Raw genomic sequence first — 23366 nt, forward strand, 5'->3', positions numbered from 1 at the left:
TGGAATTCTTGATGGAGCCGTCGTCGAAATTCAGATTAGGTTAATTGGATGGAAACCATAATAATAGAGTAAATATAGCTGTGTTTAGTATAAAAGGGTTGTATGGTGGTTTCGATAATACCAAATATGGAATCCCTTTTAGCTTCTATAAATCACTGTTCCCGCGGCTTTCTTTCTGCCGTCAGTTGGTCGAACATGCCGCCGTCGGCGAAGAATTTTTGCATAATCTGCGGCCAGCCGCCGAAGAGTTCGGCTGGACGGAAGGTGTCCAGGTCGGGGAAGTCGGCTTTGTGCCGCGCCAGTATTTCTTTATCGCTCGGGCGGAAATACATTCTTGCCGCCAACTCTTGCGCGGGTTTGCTCCATAGGTATTCGAGGTAGGCGCGGGCGGCGGCTTGCGATTCTTTTTTCTCGGCGTTTTTATCGACTACCGCCACGGGGCTGTCCGCGGCGGCGGTGTAGCTCGGATAGACGATTTCAAACCGTCCGTTTTCTAATTTTTTGCTGACGAAGTTGGCTTCGTTTTCAAGGGTTACGAGTACGTCGCCGATGTCCCGCCGCGTGAAACTGGTGGTGGCTGCGCGGCTGCCGTTTTCAAACATCGGCACGTTGTTCAGGATTGCCCGGGTAAACTGCCAGGCCTGCGCTTCGTCGCCGCCGGATGTTTTCAGGCCGTAACCGTATGCGCTGAGGAAGGCGTAGCGGCCGTTGCCGCTGGTTTTGGGATTGGCGAATACGGTTTTGACGTCAGGGCGCGTCAAGTCGTCCCAGTCGCGGATGTGTTTGGGATTGCCTTTGCGGACGAGGAAAACGGTGGTGCTGGTGAACGGTACGGCTTTATCCGGCAGGCGCGACTGCCAGTTTGGACGGATAAGGCCGCGTGCCTGAAGCGTGTCGATGTCGGAAGACTGGTTCATGGTAACGACGTCGGCAGGCAGGCCGTTTGCCACCGATAATGCCTGTTTGCTCGAACCACCGTGCGATTGCTGGATGTGCAGGTCGGTTTCGGGATGTTTTTTGGTAAATTCGCGGATGAACAGCGGATTGTATTCTTTGTAGAAATCACGGGAAACGTCATAGGAAACGTTGAGGATTTTCATGTATTTGCCGCCGCCGGCGGCGGTTTTTCCGCCGGAGCAGGCGGCGACGGCCAGCAGGGCGGCGATGGTGCCGATTGCCAAGCAGCGGATTTTGCTCATTATTTCTATCCTTTTTTATTTTCATTGTGCGTTACTGTAACGGGCGGGCGCGTGAAAGGGAAAGAATGGATTATTTTATTGAAAGGATTTTTGGTTATATGGCTTACGCCCGTGCCGAAATATGGGGGAGGCCGTCTGAAAAAGCGTTTATAATGACGCTTTCCGCCCGAAGGCTGTGTTATGAAAAAAGTAGAAAAAAACGTATTGGTGCTGCACAGCGCAGAGCAGATGTTCGAGCTGGTCGACAGGGTCGAGGATTATCCGAAATTTTTGCCGTGGTACAGCAAAACCGAAATCATTGAGCGCAACGGCAACGAGTTGAAGGCGCGGCTGTTTATGGACTATATGCGCGTGCAACAGTCTTTTGCGACGCACAACCACAATATCCCCGGCAAGGAAATCCGTATGGATTTGCTTGAAGGTCCGTTTAAAACTTTGCGCGGGACTTGGAAGTTTATCGATTTGGGCGGCGATATGTGCAAAATCGAATTCAAACTGGAATACGATTTTTCCAGCGCGCTCTTGTCGGCGGTGATTTCACCCGTGTTTTCCCATCTGACGGGGACGCTGGTGGATGCGTTCATCAAAGAAGCGGACCGCCGTTATGCTTGAAATCGAAATCGCCTACGGGCTGGCCGACCGGCAGGAATTGCACATCATGCGGGTGGAAGAGGGTACGACCGTGCGGCAGGCCGCTTTGCGCAGTCCGATTGCCGAGCGGTTTCCCGATGTGGATTTGAATACCGCGCCGCTGGGCATCTTCGGCAAGGTGGTGAAGGACGATACCGTATTGCGCGCCCACGACCGCATCGAAGTGTACCGCCCGTTGCTCATCGACCCGAAAGACGCGCGCCGTAAGCGCGTGCAGGATAAAGAAGAAGGACGATAGGCCGTCTGAAACCCGCTTTCAGACGGCCCTGTTTGAAGGAACGATATGCCGAAAATCAAACTTATCGCCGGCTTGGGCAATCCCGGCCGCGAATACGAACAAACCCGCCACAATGCAGGCTTCTGGTTCCTTGACGAACTTGCGTGGCAATGGAAAGCCTCGTTTAAAGACGAAAAAAAATTCTTCGGCGAAGTGGCGCGCGTCGGCCTGCCCGACGGTGATGTCTGGCTGCTCAAACCCATGACTTTTATGAACCGTTCCGGCCAGGCCGTTGCCGCGCTGGCGCAGTTTTACAAAATCAAGCCCGAAGAGATTTTGGTGGTGCATGACGAATTGGATATACCTTGCGGCCGCATCAAATTCAAACTCGGCGGCGGCAACGGCGGGCACAACGGCTTGAAAGATATTCAAGCCCGCTTGGGAACCCCCGACTATTACCGCTTGCGGTTGGGCATAGACCATCCGGGCGACCGCAACCTTGTGGTCGGTTATGTGTTGAACAAACCCAGTGCCGAGCACCGCCGACAAATCGATGATGCGATTCGAAAATCATTGGAGGCGATGCCGGCGATACTGGCGGGCGAATGGGAAGAGGCGGTGCGTTTTTTGCACAGCAAGTAGATGGAAAGGCCGTCTGAAATTTTCAGACGGCCTGAAATTATACTGTTCGGAGGAACAGGGCGTGTGGGCGAAGATTCCGGTTTATTTGGGCATGGCGGCCGTTTGCGGCGCGGGCTTGCTGTATATTGCCGGCCTGTTGTTGCCGGAAACGCGCAGCTTGAGCAAAACAATCGTATTTGATGCGCCGATAGACATTGTCTACCGCACTGTTACCGATAACAGGCATTGGCATTACCGCACTTCTCCGGATGATTTGCGGATAGTGAGCGAAAACGCAGGAAGGGAGGTTTGGCTGGAAACAACGGGCGGCATTACCATCCGTTTTGAAATGCTGGATAAACATTATCCCGACCATTACGCTTTCAAGATGGAACATCGCCTCTTTGACGGGATATGGACGGCCGAGCTGGAAGCCGTTTCCACAAACCGCACCCGCTTCACGGCTACGGAGAATATCCGGTATAAAAATCCGTTTGTCCGCGCCGTCGGCCATGCCCTGATGGATTTGGATAAAATGATGCGGACCTATCAGGATGAACTGGCCGCAGAATTGGCGCGGCAAACCCGTATTTCGCCACCGGAAACCGATTAACTTTTTTCAGACGGCCTCGATATGACCGAACTTTTAGACCTTATCCGAAACGAATCCGCCGGTACCGTAGGGGAAACCCTCGATTTCTGGCTGTATGAATGCAGTATGGACGAAGCGCCGTCCGCCGCGGAAGTGGCGCAATGGCGCGATATATTGAACGCCCGCGGCGGCAGGTTCGCCCGTTTGGCCGCTCTCTGCCAGACTTGGTTGGATGAGGAACAGCCATGAAATTGCCCGCAAACAAATTCACCCTGTTCGCCGCCGCATGGTTTGCCGCCGGTATCTACGCACTGATTTTCAGGGAATCCGGCAATGCGCCGCCGCCGTTTCCGCATTTCGACAAAGCCGCGCATTTCGCCCTGTTTTTTGCCCAAATCTGGCTGCTGGCAAAAGCCTTTATCCATGACGGACTGAAAATCCCGTATCGCGGGCTGCTGGCGTTTGCCCTGCTGTTTGCCGCGGGCAGCGAATGGGCGCAGGCGGCGTTTACCGCTACGCGCGAAGGAACGGTCGGCGACGGCATCGCGGATATGCTCGGTGCGTCGGCCGCTTTGTGGCTGGCGGCAAAAACCGCAGCGGTAAAAAAAGCGGCACGCGGGCCGTCCGCACAATAAACCGTGCGGTAAAAACTATATAAAAAGGCCGTCTGAAATCGTGTTTCAGACGGCCTTTTTATGGTTTCAAACGAGGATGTATCAGAATTTGCTTTTAATATCGTTAATCAGGTTTCCGGCTTTTTCTTTCGCTTCGTCAACCAAATGTCCCGCTTCTTCTTTGCCTTTTTTCAATACGTCGCCTGCTTTTTCCTCAATGTCGGCAGCGGCTTCTTTTATCTTGCCGATTCCTTGCTGGATAATGCCTTCCGCTTTGAGTTTGGAATCGTCGAATACTTCTCCGGCAGTTTCTTTTACTTTACCGCTGATTTGGTCTAATTTTCCGCTCATAGCCTATTCCTTGATTTCATGTTAATGGGGGGAGTTACTATATCCCGATGAACGTCCGGCCGCAACCTAGAGGCCGTCTGAAAACCGTAAATGGCTGTAAAACGGCTAAGGCTCCCTACATCTGCTTCGACACTGCTTCGGCTACCGCCTTGCCGATCATTTCGCTGCCGAATTCGTTGAAATGCAGTCCGTCGCACAACATCAGTGCGGTCAGGCCCTGCCGGAACATCAGGCTGTATAAATCATTGATGGCGAAACCGTATTGTTTTGCCAAATCGTCCGCCACACGGTTATACGCCTTCAAATCGGCCAGATAGCGGCGCGAGGATTTGACGATGTTATGCACGCTCTCCAGAAACGGCGTACTGTCGGCCCAAATGATTTTCGCCCCCGTCTTTTTCAGATAATCGAAAATACGGGTCAGATTGCTCCGGTAGGTTTCCAAATCGGCCACCGGCCCGTTACTGCCTCGGTCGCGGCGTATGTCGTGCAGGCCGCAGTTGATGTGGACGATGTCTCCGGCAGCCGCACCCGCCGTCCATTGTTTGATATGCTGCAAAACATCGTGCGACGAACGGCAGTTTTCCGACGGAGAAACGATGCCTGCATCAGGCAGCGCGGCGCGGGTATAAGGTTCCGAAGCGAGCCGCACGGAGTCGCCGATAAGATAAACGGTCATTTTTATTCCCTCCCTTTGTTTTAAAACGGAACGGCAAATGCCGAGGCCGTCTGAAAATATTACTTATTATAAGAGTGATATTTTCAGACGGCCTTAATTTCAGTCAAATTCTATTGTTAAATCATGCAATCAGTTCCGACTGTTTTTATAAAAATCAATCAACTGCTTGGCCTGCAACATGGGCAGTCCGAAGCGGTCGCCGACGGTTTTCAGGTCTTTCCATTCCTGGCCGGTCAGATTTTGCCCGACCCATTTGAGGTTTTCCGGATTGCTTTTGATTTTCTCAAAATATGCCTGCTTGCGTTTCCAGTTGCGCGACCACACCAGTAACATGGTGAAAATACATAAAACAATCAATAAAATATTGGTAAACGTCATCATGTCCATACGGTGTGCTCCTAGTTTGGCAGATTGGTTAGGATAGGGGGATTATAACGGTTAGAGGCCGTCTGAAAACAAAGGGGGATATTTTCAGACGGCCTCTAAGATTCTCACTCAATATTTACCCGTTTCAAGCGCAGCGCATTGCTCAACACCGACACCGAGCTTGCCGCCATTGCCGCGCCTGCGATGACGGGGTTTAAGAAGCCGAGTGCGGCGAGCGGGATGCCCAAGATATTGTAGAAGAAGGCGAAAAACAGGTTTTGCTTGATGTTTTTCAACGTCGCCTGCGACACCAGCAGGGCATCGGCGAGCTGGTTGACCGAATGCTGCATCAGCGTGGCGGATGCGGTGTGTTCGGCAACGTCCGCGCCGCCTTTCATGGCGAAGCTGACGTTGGCGGCGGCGAGTGCGGGCGCGTCGTTGATGCCGTCGCCGACCATCGCCACGGTTTTGCCGGTGGCTTTGAGTTTCTGCACTTCGGCGGCCTTGTCGCGCGGACTCATGTTGCCGAAGGCGTGTGCGATGCCCAGTTGTTTGGCGACGTATTCGACTGTGCCTTGGTTGTCGCCGCTCATGATGTAAACATCGATGCCGTGTTTTTTCAGACGACCTATGGCTTCGGCGGTATCGGCTTTCAATGCGTCGGCGAGTGCGAATGCGCCGATGGGCTTGCCGTTGGCGGAAACGGCGACGATGCTTGCGATGTGCCAGACGTCGTCTGAAAGGTTTTCAGGTAGCTTTAATTCGACAAAATCAAGTTTGCCCGCTTTAACCAATCCCGCGCCTTCAACTTCGGCGGTAATGCCTGCGCCGACGATGGTTTGCGCGTTTTGTGCGGCGGGAATGTCCAAACCGCGCGCTTGGGCGGCGGAGACGATGGCGCGGGCGAGCGGGTGGGCGGCGTTTTGTTCGACGGCGGCGGCGAGGCGGTACAAATCGTCTTCGTCAAAGCCGCTGTCGGGCACGCAATAGACGGCGGCAACCTGCGGCCTGCCTTCGGTCAGCGTGCCGGTTTTGTCCAACACGACGGCGTCGACGTGGGCGGCTTCTTCCATTGCCGCCGCGTCTTTAAACCAAATGCCGTGTTTCACTGCCTTGCCCATGCCGACCATAATCGCGGCGGGCGTCGCCAGACCGAGCGCGCACGGGCAGGCAATCACCAAAACGGCAACGGCGTGCATCAGCGCAATCGTCCAATCGCCTTTCACCAGCCAAGTGGCGATAAAAGTCAAAAGCGCAATGCCCACGACAGTAGGCACAAACACCGCCGCCGCCTTGTCCGCCACGCGCGCAATCGGCGCCTTGCTGCCTTGCGCTTCGGACAGCGCGTTCATCATGTCGCCGAGCAGGGTTTGGCTGCCGAGCTGCGTAGCGCGGTAAACCACGCTGCCTTCGGTCATCAGCGCACCCGCCAACACTTTGCCGCCCGCCTTTTTCTCTTCGGGGTTGGATTCGCCGGTGAGGTGGCTCTCGTCCGCCCAGCCGCTGCCGCTTTCGATAATGCCGTCGGCGGCAATGCGTTCGCCGTGGTTGGCGCGGATAAGGTCGCCGATTTGCACTTGGTCGATGGGCAGTTGTTTCCATTCGCCATCGCGTTGCACGTTGACTTGGGTCGGCGTGAGTTTCAGCAGCAGGCCCAAGCTGTTCAGGCTGGATTTTTTGGTGCGGTGTTCCAAAAATTTGCCCAGCGACACAAAACCAATCACCATCACGCCCGCTTCAAAATACACATGCGCCATGCCGTGCGCCGCGTGCGGGCTGAAAAGCAGCATGTAGACGGAATACAGGTAAATCGACACCGTGCCGATGGTAACGAGTACGTCCATATTTGCCAGTCCGCCCTTAATGCTTGCCCACGCGCTTTTGTAAAACGGCACCGCCAGCCAAAGCTGTACCACGCTTGCCAGCGCGAATTGCCACAACGGCGGAATCATCCAATCGTGCCGACCAATCATCATGCCTGCCATGCCGATAAGGAACGGGATGTTTATGGCGAACAGCAGCCACAACCGCCAGCCGATATGCAGTTCCGTTTCCGGAGACGGCAGCGCGTCGGTTTTCTCTTTTGCCGAAAAACCGGTTTTTTCGATGATGGCGGCGATGTCTTGCGCCGATACCTTGTCGGCATCAAACACCACCTGCGCTTCTTCATTGGCGAAGTTCACCCCCGCTTCGGCGACAAAGTCTTTTTTGTTCAACACTTTTTCAATGCGCGAAGCACAGGCCTGACAGGTCATGCCTTCGATTTGGAAACGGACTTTTTGTTGCATATATAGACCTTTCTTTCAGCCGATGCCGTCTGAAAGCAAATCAGACAAACTTTATAAACTGTATTTTCAGACGGCCTTAATCTAAGTTATGGGTAACTATAAACCTTTACCGCGGGTAAAAGTCAAATGGTGGATAAAAAGCATTTCGAGCGGGAAAAACAGAGAAGGCCGTCTGAAACAGAAGGAAACAATCCTGTTTGTTCAGACGGCCTTCATACGTTATCCGCAGTCAATTATTGCCGTTTGGCCGGATCTGCCTTTTCCGCTTTTGAAGCCCAATAGGAAGCCAGCAGTGAACCGGAGATATTGTGCCACACGCTGAAAAGCGCGCTGGGTACGGCCGCCAGCGGAGTGAAGTACGCCGAGGCCAGCGCCGCGCCCAAACCGGAATTTTGCATACCGACCTCGATAGCCAGCGTTTTTTGCGCATCGTAAGGCAGTTTGCAGAGTTTGGCGGCAAGAAAGCCCAGCAGATAACCGATGCAGTTGTGCAGGACCACCACGCCGAAAATCAGTAAACCGCTTTCTATGATTTTGGGTTTGCTTGCACCGACGACCGCGCCGATAATCAAAACTATCGCAATAACGGAAACCAGCGGCAATGCGCCGGCGGCCTTTTCGGTCTGCCTGCGGAACAGGGTGTGCGCAATCACGCCCAATATAATCGGCAGCAATACCATTTTCATAATGGAAACCAGCATATCGGCAGCGGATATTTCCAGCCATTGGTGCGCCAGTGCCCAGAAAATAAACGGCGTCATAATAGGAGCTAGCAGAGTGGTAACTGAGGTTACCGCCACCGAAAGAGCCACATTGCCGCGCGCCAGGTAGGTTATAACGTTGGAGGCTGTTCCGCCCGGACATGAACCGACCAAAATAACGCCGACGGCAATTTCGGCAGGCAGGTTCAGCCCTACGGCTAAGGAATAGGCGGTTAGCGGCATAATGACGAATTGGGAAACGACACCGATGACGACGGCTTTCGGATGCCTGCCGATGATTTTAAAGTCGGACGGCGTCAGCGTCAGTCCCATTCCAAACATGATGATGCCTAAAAACAGCGGGATATGCGGCGTTACCCATTCGAATGTTTCGGGGAAATAAAATGCGACAGCGGCGCACAATGCCGCCCAAAAAGCAAAGGTTTTGCCGATAAAATTGCTGATTCGAGTTAGTTTGTTCATAAAATTGTCAATAATTGAAAAGAAAGAAAAAGGAGAGGATACACATATTCCGGTTTCCGGTACAGATGCCGGATATCGAGGGGCCGTCTGAAACTTAAGCGGTATTATGCTAACGAAAGTCTAAACGCTTTTGATACATTACGCTTGCTTTGCTCGGCAGGATTACCCTATAATAGTGCGTTTCACAACCTTGCCTTTTACTCTTCGCATGGTAGAAGGCTGTTTTCAATCCATAAGGAGATAGCATGCGTCATTACGAGATCGTGTTTATCGTTCATCCCGATCAAAGCGAGCAAGTGCCCGCAATGGTTGAACGTTACAAAACCATGATTACCGAAGCAAACGGCAAAATCCACCGTTTGGAAGATTGGGGCCGCCGCCAACTGGCTTACCCGATTAACAAAATCCACAAAGCACATTATGTGTTGATGAATATTGAGACTACTCCCGAAGTAGTGGAAGAGTTGGAAACTGCTTTCCGCTTTAACGATGCAGTGTTGCGTCATCTGACCATCAAAACCAAACATGCCGTTACCGAAGCATCCCCGATGCTCGGCGGCGAAAAAACTAAAAATCTGCTGAACAGCGCGGCAACTGCCGAAGAAGTTGCCGAAGCCGAATAAGATTGGAAAATCTTTTACGCCTTACCGCCCGAATCGCCGAATGCGGTGCATTAAGATATACGCCGGCAGGCATTCCTGTTTTGGATTTGATATTGATACATGAATCTTGGCAGGAAGAAAACGGACAAAAATGTCTTGTAAAATTCGAAATGCACGCGCGCATCTTAGGTAAGGAAGCAGAAATGTGGCAGTATCGGCAAAATATTATGGTAGAAGCCGAAGGTTTTTTAGCGCAACGCAGCCAGCGCTTCCCCCGACCGATACTGCGGATACAGAAAATCAAAGAATATAAAGGTTAAACGACAATGGCCCGTCAATCATTCAAACGTAGAAAATTCTGCCGTTTTACGGCTGAAAAAATCCAAGAAGTCGATTACAAACAGGTAGAACTGCTGAAAGACTTTATTTCCGAAAACGGAAAAATCATTCCTGCCCGCATTACCGGAACCAAAGCCCATTACCAACGTCAGTTGGCTACCGCCGTTAAACGCGCGCGTTTCTTGGCTTTGCTGCCGTATACCGATCAACACAAATAATTTTGGAGCGTAAATCATGCAAATTATTCTGTTAGAGAAAATCGGCGGCTTGGGTAATCTGGGCGATATCGTAACCGTAAAAAACGGTTACGCCCGTAACTTTTTGATTCCTAGCGGTAAAGCCAAACGTGCTACCGAAGCCAACATGCAGGAATTTGAAGCACGTCGCGCCGAATTGGAAGCCAGACAGGCCGAGATTTTGGCTGATGCTAAAGCACGTCAGGAAAAACTGGACGGACAAACCATAACCATCGCCCAAAAAGCAGGCGTGGACGGTCGTCTGTTTGGCTCCGTAACCAATGCTGATATCGCGGCTGCCGTTGTTGCTTCCGGTATTGAAGCTGTTAAAGCGAATGTACGCCTGCCCAACGGTCCATTGAAAGCTGTCGGCGAATATGAATTGGAAGTTGTACTGCATACCGATGCGGTTGCGAAAATTACCGTTGCAGTAGTGGCTGCGGCCGTTGAATAAGTAGTCGCCACGGTATATTACGACGCAGAGGCCGTCTGAAATAGCACGGGAGCAATTTTAAATTTGCTTCGGGCTTTTCAGACGGCCTTTTATGTGAATAATTTACACTGCATCAGATAATTTGCATTACATTAGGGTAAAACGATGTTGTATGATGTAGGTTATTTGCTGTTTGTAGAGAATGTATTTTGCGGTAAAACTTAATCCAATGTTTTTTAAATTTAAAACTTGATTTAGTATACTTTTAACTTTTTGTTTTGAAAGGGATGAAACGAAATGTTTGTGAAAAAATCATTAATATTGCTGGCGGTGGCGGCCGCATTGGCGGCTTGTAGCAGTAATCAGACCGGGAGACCTTCTGTCAGCGGGCAAGAGAAGGGCGTGCAACCTTTAACAAAGCGTCCGGCTTTCGATGCTGCTGCTGAGTCGGTGGCCAGCAGCGGGTTTAATGCCAATACCAATGTTCAGGCGTTTATCAAATATGAAGCGGCCAAAGGACGCTTTAAAGAAGCCGATTTGCGTGATTTTTTTGATAATGCCGTGTATAAGGGCAATATTATCAGCATTATTTACCGGCCGAGCACTTCGCGTCCGTGGTATGAATTCCGTACCGGAAATTCGGGTGAGTCTAAGTTTAACGGCGGCAGACAATTTTATGCGGCGAACCGTGACGTAATCGATGATGTGTCGCGTAAATACGGCGTGCCTCCTGAGTTGATTGTGGCGATTATCGGTATCGAAACCAATTATGGTAAAAATACGGGGAGTTTTCGTGTGGCGGATGCGCTGAGTACGTTGGCATTCGATTACCCGCGTCGTGCCGAATTTTTCCAAGACGAATTGAGCGAACTGTTTTTGATGGCGAAGGAAGAGAAAACCGACATATTTAGCTTCAAAGGCAGTTATGCGGGGGCGATGGGTATGCCGCAGTTTATGCCTTCGAGTTTCCGTAAGTGGGCGGTGGACTATGATGGCGACGGGCACCGCGATATTTGGAACAACATCGGCGATGTGGCTGCTTCGGTGGCCAATTATATGAAGGCGCACGGTTGGCAGACCGGAGGCAAAATGATTGTGCCCGTAACTCTGGATCCGACTCCGCAGATTCAGGCGATTATTGACGAGCAAACCGCGCTGACACGTACGGTTGCGGATTTTCGGGAATTGGGCGTAGTGCCGATGGAAGGCGTGGCCGACAGTGAAAAAGCCGTTTTGTACCGTTTGGAAATCAGCCCGGGCGTATATGAATATTATTTGGGTTTAAACAATTTCTATGCGGTTTGGAAATACAACCACAGCCGTATGTACGTTACCGCCGTGCGCGACATTGCCAATGCTGTCGGTCCGGCTGGACTGTAAAATCCAAGGTATCGGTTGAAACCACCCGTAAGGGTGGTTTTTGCCTGAGTGCCGCCGCATATTGTGCATTGGAAAAAAATGTTAGAATGCGGGTTCCGGCCGGTTTTTGAACAAAGTTTTCAGACGGCCTCGGCGCGAATTTATCATTATCCAGAGAAGAATTATGGCTTATCAAGTGCTTGCCCGAAAATGGCGGCCGAAAACTTTTGCCGATTTGGTCGGACAGGAACACGTTGTCAAAGCTTTGCGCAATGCACTTGACGAAGGCCGTCTGCATCATGCTTATCTGCTCACGGGCACGCGCGGGGTGGGCAAAACCACGATTGCGCGTATCTTGGCGAAAAGCCTTAATTGCGGACATGCCGAACACGGCGAGCCTTGCGGCGTATGTGAAAGTTGTACGCAGATTGACGCCGGACGTTACGTCGATTTGCTGGAAATTGATGCCGCTTCCAATACCGGTATCGACAATATCCGCGAGGTATTGGAAAACGCCCAGTACGCGCCGACCGCAGGCAGATACAAAGTCTATATCATTGATGAAGTGCACATGCTGTCGAAAAGCGCGTTCAATGCCATGCTCAAAACGCTGGAAGAACCGCCGGAGCATGTGAAATTTATTTTGGCGACGACCGACCCGCACAAAGTACCGGTTACCGTATTGAGCCGCTGTTTGCAATTCGTGTTGCGCAATATGACTACGCAGCAAGTGGCGGATCATTTGGCGCATGTGCTGGAAAGTGAAAAAATCCCTTATGAAGCAACCGCTTTACAACTTATCGGACGCGCGGGTGCGGGTTCGATGCGCGATGCGTTGAGCCTGCTTGATCAAGCAATCGCAATGGGTTCGGGCAGCGTTGCGGAACAGGATGTGCGCCAGATGATAGGCGCGGTGGACAAACAATACCTTTACGAGTTGCTGGCCGGAATCGTCAATCGGGACGGTAAGGCTTTATTGGGTAAAGCACAGGAAATGGCCGCGCGCGCCATTGGTTTCGACAGTGCGCTGAGCGAACTGGCTATGCTGCTTCAGAGGCTCGCGCTGATTCAGGCCGTGCCTTCCGCTTTGGACGGCGACGACCCCGAACGGGAGAATCTGCTAAATTTCGTCCGCGCTTTGAGCGGTGAACAAATCCAGCTTTACTATCAATGTGTTATCCATGGAAAACAGGATTTGAGCCTTGCCCCCGACGAATATGCGGGCTTTGTGATGACGCTGTTGCGGATGCTGGCGTTCGCTCCGTTTGCCGCCGAAGCGCATGGCACGGACGGTGTGATTGAAAATACGCAGCTAGGTTTTGCATCAGCTTCGGAGCCGACCGAAAAAAAGCCGCTTCGGATTCTGCCGCAGGAAACTGAAGCGCAGACGGTTCGGACAGCCCCGGCCGGAGACGGCAGGCCGTCTGAAAATACGGCTGCTGCGGATGAAGAGATTGCCGAGTCGGAAGTCGGTTTGACTGATTCAGTCGAGACATCCGTCGACTCTGTTCCGACGCCTGCCGAACCTGAAATGGCGGCATCGCAGCTTGAGCATGAGAGGCCGTCTGAAACCGTAGCGGAAACGGCGGTTGCCGAAGCAGAAGCCGTGCCGCAGCCGGAACAACCGCAAACCGTTCAGACGGAAACGGCGGCAACCGTAAGGCCGTCTGAAAACATACCGGCGCAGTCGAACGAAGCAGATAATAAACAACCGTTGGACAAATCGGCCGATTACGCTGCCGACGAACCGCCGCCGTATTTCCCCGAAGAAGCGGAACTCGCACCTGAAGCCGCTGCGATGTCCGGTATGGCCGGACTGGATGAAGAGGAAGACGAAGCGGATGAAGACGAACGGCAGTTTGCCGCTTTGCCCGAATTCAAGCCCGAAAATTGGGCGGCGGTGGTACAGCGTTTCGCAAGGAAATTGGGAGCGGCGCAGATGCTGGCGCAACATGCGGCATGGGCCGGTTACGATGCCGACACCCATCTGCTGATACTGGCGCTGGCCGACGAAGCGCGCGCCACCACCAATAAAGAACGTTTGGACAAAATCCGCGATACGCTGGCCGATGCCTACGGCCTGCCGCTTAAGTTGCAAACCGAACCGTGGGACGACGGCAAGGGTTTGGAAACACCGATTATGCGCCGCAAACGTTTGCAGCTCGAAGGCCGCCAGCAGGCGCAGGAATGTCTTGAAGCCGACAACGAAGTGCAGCAGATTATGCGGATTTTCGAAGCGCAGTGGCAGCAGGATACGTTGGAACTGGCTGAAAACAAGGAATAGGCGGAGGCCGTCTGAAATTTAGAGAAACAGCCGGCATATCAGCCGGTTTGCAACCGATTATGACGAGGGCGGAATGCGAAACCGATCCGACCCGTTACCACAACCCCATTATTGAAACAGGAGTTTAAAGAATGTTCGGAAAAGCCGGATTGGGCGGACTGATGAAGCAGGCCCAGCAGATGCAGGAAAATATGAAAAAGGCGCAGGCGAAGCTGGCCGATACCGAGGTCGGCGGCGAAGCGGGCAACGGTTTGGTCAAAGTAACCATGACCTGCGCCCATGTCGTGCGCAAACTCGAAATCAGCGAAGACCTGATTAAAGAGGCCGCCGACGATAAAGAAATGCTGGAAGATTTGGTATTGGCGGCCATCAACGATGCTTCGAAAAAAGCCGAAGAAACCGCCAACAAGACCATGGGCGCGTTTACGCAGGGCCTGCCTGCGGGAATGGGCGACTTTTTCCGCTGATACAACGGTTGGCAAGTCAAAGGCCGTCTGAAACAGGTTTTCAGACGGCCTTTTTGTATAGCCTATACTGAAAACGGGGGACCATTATTATTGTTTCCATAAGATTAGCCATCATGCCGGCAGAGGCGTCGTGGGAGAACATGATCTGCCCTCCCAGCCTGTCGGCGAGCAACACTCGGAAGGGCGGCAGTATCTAAAGCTCGAAAGATTATGGCAGGGCACGGAGTTGGAACACGGTTTCAGACGGCCTGCGGTATGTTTGACCTGCATCAAAGGGATACGGTATGACGGACGCGTCCGGTAAAAATTTTTCCGCGTTAGAGACGGAATTTTTTTGGCTGATTATGCGTTAAACGAGATAAATAACGTCATTTAAGTGTCAATATATTTTTCAGACGGCCTAAAACCAGCGGCAATGCTTCGCAAACCGGATTCCGGTTCGGACAAAATGGGACGTATCTGCCTGAAAACACGGTGGGAGTGCCGTGTCGGCTATCTAGGCAGAAACAGTGGCTTGAAGTATGATATTTCTCGATTGCCGTTGTGTATTGTGATGGTGAATGCCCTTGTTTTATAAGGATAAACACAATTTTCCGAATGTGCAGCCCATCCGGTGCGTAGGCAACGGCCGCTTGCAGATTTCCCATTTTTTTACCTCATCTCAAACGGAGTAGGCATTATGTTGACCCAAGCCCAACAAATCGATTTAACGCTTCAACACCTCAAAGATTATGCTTTGTCAGGTTATGCACAGGCATCGCGCACAAGGATTAAAAAAACCGAGGATTGGAAGAAGTTCAGCGAGCGTCTGGACGTGCATTTCCCCAATCTGATGCACGAATTGGACAATGTATACGGCAACAACGAAGCAGTGCTGCCCATGCTGGAGCAGTTGGTTACCAACGCTTGGAAAAGTTATTCGCAGCGCGGCGCGGATTTGAAGGCGACCGACCTGTCGCGCGAGGAAAATCCCGACTGGCTGTTGTCGAACAAAATGGTCGGCGGCGTATGTTATGTCGACCTGTTTGCCGGCGACCTGAAAGGCCTGAAAGAAAAAATCCCGTATTTCAGGGAGCTGGGCCTGACTTACCTGCACATGATGCCGTTGTTTAAATGCCCCGAAGGCAAGAGCGACGGCGGCTATGCCGTCAGTAGCTACCGCGACGTCAATCCCGCGTTGGGCACAATAAACGATTTGCGCGAAGTCATCAGTGCGCTGCACGAAGCGGGCATTTCCGCCGTGGTGGACTTTATTTTCAACCATACCTCCAACGAACACGAATGGGCCAAGGGCTGCGTCGGCGGCGACCCGCAATACGACAATTTCTACTATATTTTCCCCGACCGCTGGATGCCCGACCAATACGACCGCACTCTGCGCGAAATCTTCCCCGACCAGCATCCGGGCGGCTTCTCGCAACTGGAAGACGGCCGCTGGATATGGACGACCTTCAACTCTTTCCAATGGGATTTGAATTACACCAATCCGTGGGTATTCAACGCCATGGCGGGCGAAATGATGTTCCTCGCCAACTTGGGCGTGGACATCCTGCGTATGGACGCCGTAGCCTTCATCTGGAAGCAGATGGGTACCAGCTGCGAAAGCCTGCCGCAGGCACACGCCCTGATTCGCGCGTTCAACTCCGTCATGCGCATCGCCGCCCCCGCCGTATTCTTCAAATCCGAAGCGATTGTCCATCCAGACGAAGTGGTGCAGTATATCCACCAAAACGAATGCCAAATCGGCTACAACCCACTGCAAATGGCCTTGCTTTGGAACACACTGGCCACGCGCGAAGTCAATCTGCTCCAGCAGGCATTGACCTACCGCCACAACCTGCCCGAACACACTGGCTGGGTCAACTATGTGCGCAGCCACGACGACATCGGCTGGACGTTTGCTGACGAAGATGCCTCGCAGTTCGGCATTCAGGGCTATAACCACCGTCAGTTCCTCAACCGCTTCTTCGTCAACCACTTCGACGGCAGCTTCGCCCGCGGCGTACCGTTCCAATACAATCCGAATACCGGCGACTGCCGCGTCAGCGGTACTGCGGCCGCCTTGGCGGGACTGGCGCAAAACGACCCCTACGCTGTCGACCGCATCAAACTCCTATACAGCGTCGTCCTCAGTACCGGCGGCCTGCCGCTGATTTACCTCGGCGACGAAGTGGGCACGCTCAACGACGACGAATGGGCGAGCGACAGCAACAAGAGCGACGACAGCCGCTGGGCGCACCGTCCGCACTACAACGAAACGCTGTATGGCCAGCGCAACGACCCGTCTACCAACGCAGGCAAAATCTACCAGGGCCTGCGCCACATGATTCAAATCCGCCAGAGCAACGACAAATTCGACGGAGGCCGTCTGAGTACGTTCAACACCAATAACGCGCATGTGCTGGGCTACACCCGCAACCATGCCCTGCTGGTGCTGGCGAATTTCAGCGAAGACACCCAAACCGTCGGCGCGCTGACGCTGTCGGCCATGCCGGAAGAAGCGTTCGACCTCATCAGCGGCGAAACCGTTTCCCTGCACGAAGGGGTAACGTTGCGACCGTATCAGGTACTGTGGCTGGAAATCGCCTGATAACCGCCCCACCGGCATGACAAAGGCCGTTCTTTCTGTATTATGCAAGAATCAATGAACGGTTCAGCCATGCCTTTTCACATGAAACCGACAGTTTCCATCTTTCCTTCAAACTCCCCGTATAAAAAGTTTTGCAGGAAGATGGAAACTTTATGTTTACATACCGCATCTCAATAAATCATATCCATACATAAATTTAAATACACTTAAAAAGAAGGGAGGCTGATGGCTGCGAACAAAATCGCCCGTAAAGACAGCCGTTTTCGAGTGATCAGCATCCTGCCGGATTTCTGCTTCGTTCCCGGATTGGCAGCACCGGTGCCGTTTCCGTTATTTGCAGATTTGGGCGGTGCGGTGAAAGTGGCGAAAGACGTTTTGATTAACGGCAGGCCGGCGTTCGTCTACAACGCCAGCAAAGCACCCAAAACATATGGCGACGAGCCGGGGCAGCGCAAAGGGGTAATCTCGCGCACGGTAGGCGAGGCAGCATGGCCGATGCAGCATTCCGCATCGGTTAAAATCCGTAGCCACTACATTATCCGCACCGGCGACATGTTTCATATGAACGGCAATTTCAACAAGCCGCTGAAGAAGAATACCTGTCTGTCGTGTAAAGCGGCGCTGGCGGCGGGGAGGCCGGTCAATCCGGTATTGGGATTGAAGTTTCTTGAAGGCGAAACCGATTTTGCCTTTGACGGCCTGATGCCGCTGATTTGGCAGCGCAGCTACTATTCCGACCAAGAGGGTACGGGCTGGCTGGGGCAGGGCTGGAGTGTTCCGGGGAGCGAACGCATAGAACGTACTGCCGAAGGGCTGGTCTATACCGACGTGCAGGGACGGGAGTTCCCGCTGCCTGAGGTGGAGGAAGATGATGAAGAGCCGGTATTGTTCGAGAGCGAGCAAATCTGGTTCAGCAAAAATTCAGACGGCCATTACCTGATAGTCAGCTTGGACGGTTCGCTGACGCTGCGTTTCGCCCCGCTGTCGGTTTCGGCAGACGATCCGTCAGGCGAAAGCGGCAGGCATTACCCGCTGGTAGCGGCCGAGGACGCCAACGGCAACCATCGCCGCATCCTTTACCACCACCGCAGCGGGCTGCCGCAATATGTTATCGACGGTAACGGTCGGGTGTTCTATCTGCGCTTTGCCAATACCGCCGATGCCGCATCACCGCAAATGCGGCTGGTGGCGGTGTACCTGCTGGCGGAAGGGCTGCCGGATTTCTTCGGCGGCACACCGCGTACCGGCAAGGCGCTGGTGCGTTACGAATACAGTGTCGGCGGCGACCTGATACGGGTCATCGGGCGGGACGGCGGCGAAGTACGCCGTTTCGGCTACCGTAACCACATCATGACCGAACACACCGACGCGGCCGGATTGGCATCTTATTACGAATACGACCGCTACGACACCGGCGGGCGGGTGATCCGCAACCGGACCAGTTTGGGCGAAGAATGGCGTTTTGCCTACCGCGACGGTTATACCGAAGTAACCGACGTACTGGGACGGACGGAACAATATCATTACGACTGCCACAACGAACTGACCGCCCGCGTTTTTGCCGACGGCAGCCGCATCAAAATGGAACGCGACCATCTGGGGCGGCTGACCGCTCACACCGACGCGCTGGGCCGCACCACCCGTTTCGGCTACAGCAGCGAAGGGCAGCTGGAAAGTATCATCCGCCCCGACGGCAGCGAACTAAATTACGACTACGACGACGGCTATCGGCTAAGCAGCCGCACCGATGCCGAAGACAACTGCCACAGCTACGGTTACGACGAACGCGGCAACTTGATTTCTCATACCGACCCGAAGCGGTACATCACCCGCTACCGCTACCGCGCCGACGGTTTGCCGGAGTGCATAGAGCTGCCGGAGGGCGGCAGCACTGAATACCGCTATGACGCCGACTGCCGACTCGAAAGCATTACCGATTGTTCCGGCAACCAAACCCGACTGTCCTATACTGCCGAAGGTTGGCTGTCGCACTTCACCGACGCACTGGGGCAGCGCACCGAATACCACTACGACGGCAACGGCCGCCTCAGCCATATCCACCATCCCGACGGCGGCAGCGAATATTACCGTTATGACAGCGCCGGCCGCCTGATCGGACACACCGACGCGGCAGGATGCAGCACAACCTACGAATACCGTCCGGACGGCCAGCCGCTCAAGCGCATCGATGCGCTGGGCCGCAGCTTCAATTACCGTTACGACCCGGCCGGTCGATTGACTTCGCTGACCAACGAAAACGGCGCCGTCTACCGCTTGCGCTACGACGCACTTGACCGACTGGCCGCCGAAACAGGCTTCGACGGTAATCTGACTGTTTACCATTACAACGCCGCCGGCGAATTGAGCGCGCGGGACGAATACGGCAACAGCATCACCGCACACGGTTTGGAAAGCCTTTCAGACGGCCTCAAAGATAAACCCCCGTTGATACGTACCGAATATCGCCGCGACGAGCTGGGACGGCTGCAATATCTGTGCGCCAGCCGGCACGAAGGCGGCGAAGTACGGCGCGCCTACCACTACGACGGCGAGGGGCGGCTGGTCCGCGCCGCCACCCCCGAACACGTCAACTATTTCGAATACGACTGTAACGGCAGGCTGGTGGGCGAACACGGCCGCGACCATCCCGACGCCGCCGAATGCCGGGAGCAGGCACTGCCCGAACTGGACTGGCAGAGCAGGGAACACGACCACCTGCTGGTTTTACATACCGAATTGGTAAGCCACCACTACGATGGCAACGGTAACCGTACCACCACCGACCTGCCCGACGGACGGCGGATAAGCCGTCATTACTACGGCAGCGGCCACCAGCACGGCCTCATGTTCGGCGGCGAGACCGTCAGCGATTGCGAGCGCGACGCACTGCACCGCGAGATCCGGCGCACGCAGGGCAGGCTGACGGCCCGTTACCGGTACGACCCTGCAGGCCGTCTGAAAGAGCAGCGGGCGGTACTGGAGCACACTGCCGCCGACGGCAGGAAAGTCAGCGCCCATGCCGTCAGACGCAGCTACCATTACGACAAGGACGGCAACCTCGTCCGCAGCAACGACCAGCGTAGCGGCAGCACGCAATACCGTTACGACGCACTGGGACGGACCGTGTCCGCAGCAGGGCGCAGCTACGCCTACGACCCCGCGCACAACATCCGCGACCATATCGAAGCAGACGGAGCGGCCGCCGCAGCGGTGGCAGAAATCATCGGACGGCCGGCAAACGACAACCGCGTCCGCCACCACAACGGCCACAGCTATTACTACGACGACTTCGGCAACGTCATCCAGAAAGAGAAGGCAGACGGCGAAGTACACAACTACCATTACGACCCGCTGCACCAACTGGTGCAGGCGGACATCTTCCGTCCCGGGCGGGAGAAAGAAAGCTGGACATACCAATACGACGCAGTCGGGCGGCGCATCCGCAAACGTCGGATTGATGCCGAAGGCGGCATCCTCGGCGAAACCCGTTACTTATGGAGCGGCGACCGGCTGGTACAAACAATCGACGGCTGGCAGACGCATACCTACCTGTACGCCGGACAGGACGGCTACGAACCGCTGGCGCAGGTGCGCAACTGGACCGATGCCGAGCACGGGAGCCACGAGAGCATCCACTATTTCCACTGCGACCAAATCGGGCGGCCGCGGGAGCTGACCGATGCGGAGGGCAGGCTGCTGTGGTACGGCGAATACGACGCCTTGGGGCGGCTGGAGCGGGAGGAAGACATCTGTGGCGTAAGCCAGCCGTTCCGGTTGCAGAACCAGCATCACGACGAAGAGACGGGGCTGCACTACAACCTGCTGCGCTATTACGATGCGGACATGGGACGGTTTCTGACGCAGGATCCGATAGGGCTGTCGGGAGGGGAGAATGCGTATACGTACGCGCCGAATGTGCAGATGTGGATTGACCCGCTGGGGCTGAATCCCGCATTGGCTTTGGGAGGTTACGAACTCTGGATGCTGTTGTTCGGCGGTGCAGTGGTTGTGGCTGGGCAGCAGGCAACCCAATCGGGAGGCTTTACGGGAAGTAGAAGTAGCGCGGGCGGAGCTGCGGTATCCGTATCTGATGTTGGGAAATGTAATAAACCTCCCGAAGGTAAATGTCCTCCTTGTAAAACAGTATCAGGAAAAATTATCCAACCTAAAACATTGGGTTATAGACCACTAGATATTATTCCTAACAATGTAAAGCAGCATGGTGTTTATGGTTCTCATCACAATATTTTTGAAGCAAACCAAATGCCTTATCCAAAATGTGATTGTTTTTGGGCAAAGCAAAAATATGTATTAAAACCTAATCAATTAAAGTCAAATATGGTTCCAGTAGAACCTTTTGTTAATAATTAAGGAATAGATAATTGAAATATTCTAATGGAAAAGAAATTAAGTTGGGAGATATTGTATGTTGGACTGGTTCCTATCCCATAGAGAAAGGTATTGTTATATGTTTAATTGATAAGGACCTTTTTCTAGATGGGTATGATTTTACTATGTTGAAGGGTAGAGGAGGAGGCATTATGGTACTTTTTGATGATATGGGTTTGGTTCAAATAACAAGAGATGACGAACCTGATATAGATTTAATTGAGAGAATGATTTAATAAAATTTAGACCTAGGGAGGCTAGATATACCACTTTGATTGAGGTAGGTAGTGTTCCTTCTCCTGTGAAAATGGACGGGGTGTTGATTGTGGATGGAAATCATAGGATGGTGGCAAGTCTATTGTGTAGACAACCAGCTCCAACAACACCGTGGACATCATCCCCTTCAGCCTTACGCTTGCCGCTAAGTACAATAAATCCTTCTATTGAGAGTTTTTAGGAGCCATTATGGAATTTGATGAAAATCTTTTGTTAATGCCTGATATGAAATTATTATTTCAACTAGAGAAAAATCCGGAATTGGTGGATATTTCATTGAGTTTGGAAAATTATAATTTTCACAGATTGGATTTGACAAATAAAAGTATTTCCAATTTGAAGTTTTATAATTGTTCCTTGAGAGGGGCATTTTTATCGAATAGTGTGTTTACTGATTGTATTTTTAATTTTTGTTCATTAGTTACTGCCCCTGCAGAAAATAGTAAATTTATTAAATGCTACTTTATAAATAGTGATTTAAGATTTATTCAGGCAAATTATTGTAATTTTGTAGGGAGCGTATTTGCTAATTGTAATTTGATAGGGGCTGATTTTTCCAATTCTAAATTTCATAATTCTAATTTTGAAGAAAATTTATTTTCTAAAATAGCTAGTTATAATGAAGAAACACAATATATTGAGGCTAAGTTTGAAAATGTCATTTTTAATGGAAAGATAGTAGATAAATTTAATGATATTTAACTGAAATTATAGGGGGTAAGAAGAAAATGGATAATTTTTTAGAAATTGATTATCGCCCTTTTCCAACAAAAAAGGAAATTTTTAAACACGAATATAGAAATGATCCTTATACTGAAAATGAATATATGAAGGAGTTTCAATATTATGAAGAAACACCTATTCAAAATATCAAATTAGATGATAGTAATTATATCCCGCTAACCATGTTCTTACCTGAAGGTATTAATTATCTTTTACCTATAATTATAAAAGATATTCAAAAAGGTGCTGTTGATGGGAATATCCCTATAATTCTTGAAGAATTTATAGTTGGTCTATCAATTGATAGAAATTTACATCAAATGTTTAAATTTATTAAAAAAAGTGAATTGTTAGTATTAAAGAAAGTATTAGAAAATATACTTTTTGGAAGTTGTAATTATATTATTGAATCTGTGGGTGAGGTATATTTTTTTAGAAGTTTAGAATATTTAGAAAATTTATTGATGAAATCGTAATCTGCATAAAACTAAATCTAACGAATAGACGTATCCGTAGAAACGTATGCAGTGTATAACTTCTTCAAAATCATTAAGACCGTTTTTCAGACGGCCTCAACTTTTGAGGCCGTCTGAAAACATCCGCAGAATCCGATAGGGCTGTCGGGCGGAGAGAATGCGTATATGTATTGTGCCGAACATGCAGATGTGGCTTGCCCCACTGGGATTGTTGGGCCTTGCCGGAAGCATTGCGGGCGGAGGCGGGTTTGGAGCGGGCGCGGGAGCAATTTCCGCCACGGGCGGGGTGTCGTCGGCGCATCAGGCGGCAGCAGCGGCGATTGCGGCTTCGCGTTCGAAGTCGGAGGCACGGACGGCCGTGGGGCGTTGCGAAAAGGAACAGCAAGACCCGTGTTCGCAATTCCCGACAAGGAAAGCCGCACAAAATCAG

General features: G+C 52.2%; 26 protein-coding genes. 20 read left to right on the forward strand and 6 right to left on the reverse strand.

Annotation, left to right across the window (positions count from 1 at the left end; genetic code table 11):
* Nucleotides 1-152 precede the first annotated feature (152 nt).
* Entirely contained in the window at nt 153-1199 is a 1047-nt protein-coding gene (locus ACI43T_RS06780; protein WP_405386062.1) for a sulfate ABC transporter substrate-binding protein, read from the reverse strand.
* Nucleotides 1200-1379: 180 nt separating this feature from the next.
* Here ACI43T_RS06780 and ACI43T_RS06785 point away from each other — a divergent pair, with 180 nt between their 5' ends.
* The 6 genes from ACI43T_RS06785 to ACI43T_RS06810 all read left to right on the forward strand — a co-directional run bounded on the left by ACI43T_RS06785 (nt 1380) and on the right by ACI43T_RS06810 (nt 3915).
* Complete coding sequence (locus ACI43T_RS06785) at nt 1380-1811, forward strand: type II toxin-antitoxin system RatA family toxin (protein ID WP_293276446.1); 432 nt, start codon at nt 1380-1382, stop codon at nt 1809-1811.
* Nucleotides 1804-2088, forward strand: coding sequence for an RnfH family protein (locus ACI43T_RS06790; protein WP_009173303.1), 285 nt, complete (start codon nt 1804-1806; stop codon nt 2086-2088). The genes ACI43T_RS06785 and ACI43T_RS06790 overlap by 8 nt, the downstream gene beginning before the upstream one ends.
* A 45-nt stretch (nt 2089-2133) precedes the next feature.
* Nucleotides 2134-2709 (forward strand): aminoacyl-tRNA hydrolase, encoded by a 576-nt coding sequence (gene pth, locus ACI43T_RS06795; protein WP_009173304.1) that lies wholly within the window; start codon nt 2134-2136, stop codon nt 2707-2709.
* Between the two features lie 61 nt (nt 2710-2770).
* Complete coding sequence (locus tag ACI43T_RS06800) at nt 2771-3301, forward strand: SRPBCC family protein (protein ID WP_405386065.1); 531 nt, start codon at nt 2771-2773, stop codon at nt 3299-3301.
* Nucleotides 3302-3322: 21 nt separating this feature from the next.
* Entirely contained in the window at nt 3323-3529 is a 207-nt protein-coding gene (locus ACI43T_RS06805; protein ID WP_297955000.1) for a dioxygenase, read from the forward strand.
* Nucleotides 3526-3915 carry a VanZ family protein gene (locus ACI43T_RS06810; protein WP_405386067.1) on the forward strand — a complete coding sequence of 130 codons (390 nt, stop codon included), beginning with the start codon at nt 3526-3528 and terminating at the stop codon, nt 3913-3915. The genes ACI43T_RS06805 and ACI43T_RS06810 overlap by 4 nt, the downstream gene beginning before the upstream one ends.
* A gap of 81 nt (nt 3916-3996) precedes the next feature.
* Here ACI43T_RS06810 and ACI43T_RS06815 read toward each other — a convergent pair whose 3' ends face one another.
* The 5 genes from ACI43T_RS06815 to ACI43T_RS06835 form a co-directional block, all read right to left on the reverse strand.
* Nucleotides 3997-4245: a CsbD family protein gene (locus ACI43T_RS06815; RefSeq protein WP_405386069.1), complete on the reverse strand. Its 249-nt coding sequence runs from the start codon at nt 4243-4245 to the stop codon at nt 3997-3999.
* A 115-nt stretch (nt 4246-4360) separates the two neighbouring features.
* A complete protein-coding gene (locus ACI43T_RS06820; protein ID WP_405386071.1) occupies nt 4361-4924 on the reverse strand; it encodes an SGNH/GDSL hydrolase family protein in 564 nt (187 codons plus the stop codon).
* Nucleotides 4925-5053: 129 nt separating this feature from the next.
* Complete coding sequence (locus ACI43T_RS06825) at nt 5054-5311, reverse strand: hypothetical protein (protein WP_009173310.1); 258 nt, start codon at nt 5309-5311, stop codon at nt 5054-5056.
* Between the two features lie 104 nt (nt 5312-5415).
* Nucleotides 5416-7578, reverse strand: a complete 2163-nt coding sequence (locus tag ACI43T_RS06830; RefSeq protein ID WP_405386073.1) for a heavy metal translocating P-type ATPase — start codon at nt 7576-7578, stop codon at nt 5416-5418.
* A 233-nt stretch (nt 7579-7811) separates the two neighbouring features.
* Nucleotides 7812-8762, reverse strand: a complete 951-nt coding sequence (locus tag ACI43T_RS06835) for a bile acid:sodium symporter family protein (protein WP_377079999.1) — start codon at nt 8760-8762, stop codon at nt 7812-7814.
* A gap of 245 nt (nt 8763-9007) precedes the next feature.
* Between ACI43T_RS06835 and rpsF the strand changes: the two genes are divergently transcribed.
* From rpsF to ACI43T_RS06905, 14 genes are all read left to right on the forward strand, one after another.
* Nucleotides 9008-9385 carry a 30S ribosomal protein S6 gene (rpsF, locus tag ACI43T_RS06840; protein WP_009173313.1) on the forward strand — a complete coding sequence of 126 codons (378 nt, stop codon included), beginning with the start codon at nt 9008-9010 and terminating at the stop codon, nt 9383-9385.
* The gene (gene priB, locus ACI43T_RS06845; protein WP_372338374.1) at nt 9382-9684 is read left to right on the forward strand and encodes a primosomal replication protein N; all 303 of its coding nucleotides are present in this window, start codon (nt 9382-9384) and stop codon (nt 9682-9684) included. The genes rpsF and priB overlap by 4 nt, the downstream gene beginning before the upstream one ends.
* A gap of 6 nt (nt 9685-9690) precedes the next feature.
* On the forward strand, nt 9691-9921 hold the full coding sequence (gene rpsR / locus ACI43T_RS06850) for a 30S ribosomal protein S18 (protein ID WP_405386076.1): 231 nt from the start codon (nt 9691-9693) through the stop codon (nt 9919-9921).
* Between the two features lie 16 nt (nt 9922-9937).
* The gene (gene rplI, locus ACI43T_RS06855; RefSeq protein WP_009173315.1) at nt 9938-10393 is read left to right on the forward strand and encodes a 50S ribosomal protein L9; all 456 of its coding nucleotides are present in this window, start codon (nt 9938-9940) and stop codon (nt 10391-10393) included.
* A 276-nt stretch (nt 10394-10669) separates the two neighbouring features.
* Nucleotides 10670-11752, forward strand: coding sequence for a lytic murein transglycosylase B (gene mltB, locus ACI43T_RS06860; RefSeq protein WP_405386078.1), 1083 nt, complete (start codon nt 10670-10672; stop codon nt 11750-11752).
* A gap of 163 nt (nt 11753-11915) precedes the next feature.
* Nucleotides 11916-14015 carry a DNA polymerase III subunit gamma/tau gene (gene dnaX, locus ACI43T_RS06865; RefSeq protein ID WP_405386080.1) on the forward strand — a complete coding sequence of 700 codons (2100 nt, stop codon included), beginning with the start codon at nt 11916-11918 and terminating at the stop codon, nt 14013-14015.
* 131 nt (nt 14016-14146) lie between these two features.
* On the forward strand, nt 14147-14482 hold the full coding sequence (locus ACI43T_RS06870; protein WP_009173318.1) for a YbaB/EbfC family nucleoid-associated protein: 336 nt from the start codon (nt 14147-14149) through the stop codon (nt 14480-14482).
* 130 nt (nt 14483-14612) lie between these two features.
* Complete coding sequence (locus ACI43T_RS06875) at nt 14613-14786, forward strand: hypothetical protein (protein ID WP_405386083.1); 174 nt, start codon at nt 14613-14615, stop codon at nt 14784-14786.
* A 375-nt stretch (nt 14787-15161) separates the two neighbouring features.
* Nucleotides 15162-17072, forward strand: coding sequence for an alpha-amylase family protein (locus ACI43T_RS06880; protein ID WP_405386085.1), 1911 nt, complete (start codon nt 15162-15164; stop codon nt 17070-17072).
* A 225-nt stretch (nt 17073-17297) separates the two neighbouring features.
* The gene (locus ACI43T_RS06885; RefSeq protein WP_405386087.1) at nt 17298-21443 is read left to right on the forward strand and encodes a PAAR-like domain-containing protein; all 4146 of its coding nucleotides are present in this window, start codon (nt 17298-17300) and stop codon (nt 21441-21443) included.
* Between the two features lie 11 nt (nt 21444-21454).
* Nucleotides 21455-21697, forward strand: coding sequence for a hypothetical protein (locus tag ACI43T_RS06890; protein WP_050748712.1), 243 nt, complete (start codon nt 21455-21457; stop codon nt 21695-21697).
* Between the two features lie 229 nt (nt 21698-21926).
* On the forward strand, nt 21927-22439 hold the full coding sequence (locus tag ACI43T_RS06895) for a pentapeptide repeat-containing protein (RefSeq protein ID WP_009173321.1): 513 nt from the start codon (nt 21927-21929) through the stop codon (nt 22437-22439).
* 26 nt (nt 22440-22465) lie between these two features.
* Nucleotides 22466-22936 carry a hypothetical protein gene (locus ACI43T_RS06900; protein ID WP_405386090.1) on the forward strand — a complete coding sequence of 157 codons (471 nt, stop codon included), beginning with the start codon at nt 22466-22468 and terminating at the stop codon, nt 22934-22936.
* A gap of 157 nt (nt 22937-23093) precedes the next feature.
* Nucleotides 23094-23366, forward strand: a 273-nt coding sequence (locus ACI43T_RS06905; RefSeq protein WP_405386092.1) for a hypothetical protein, incomplete at its 3' end; no start/stop codon positions are given.

The sequence above is a fragment of the Neisseria oralis genome (assembly GCF_045062685.1).
GTDB classification, from domain to species: Bacteria; Pseudomonadota; Gammaproteobacteria; order Burkholderiales; family Neisseriaceae; genus Neisseria; species Neisseria oralis.